Source organism: Vibrio sp. 1978 (assembly GCF_033344345.1).
Genome location: NZ_JAWPOP010000956.1, coordinates 1 through 530 on the forward strand (window position 1 = coordinate 1; position 530 = coordinate 530).

General features: G+C 47.0%; 1 protein-coding gene and 1 pseudogene. Both read left to right on the plus strand.

Features of this window, described 5'->3' with window-relative positions; genetic code table 11:
• On the plus strand, nt 1-97 hold a 97-nt coding region (locus tag R8N49_RS30060; protein ID WP_318190817.1), incomplete at its 5' end, for an HIT domain-containing protein.
• Between the two features lie 74 nt (nt 98-171).
• Nucleotides 172-530: pseudogene (locus R8N49_RS30065) on the plus strand (hypothetical protein); the annotation flags it as partial.

A 530-nucleotide genomic window follows, 5' to 3' on the forward strand; every position in this document is an offset into this window, starting at 1 on the left:
GATCCTTAATTGCAACCCTCATGGTGGCCAAGAGGTTTACCATATCCACATGCACCTACTAGGCGGTCGTCCTTTAGGTCCAATGGTATTGAGCTAAGCTAATTTGAAAAGGGTGGTGCCTATGCCACCCTATTTATATTCTTTTCTGAGCACACATTTGCGGAGATAAATGTGAAATTAGGTGTGAAGCTGTTTGGACTGATTAGCTGGGTCTTGATGGCGTCTGGCTGCGCTAATTTGTCTGCGGGCAATTTGTTTAGCCACTACAGCGACCAGAATCAAGAAGTTTATCAGGCAGTTGTTGCTGGCAATTATGCCAACGCTGAGCAACTCCAATCGAGCGACGCCGGTGGCGAGATCCTTGGCAATTTCGAAAAGGGTCGTATTTCATTCCTTGCGAAAGATTATCCAACTAGCCTCAAAGCTCTCGAAGATAGCGACCGCGCGGTACGTGTTCAACAAGACCGAGCAACCATTTCTGTTTCTGAAACAGCGACGAGCGTAGGTTCACTTGCTGTAAACGACAATCT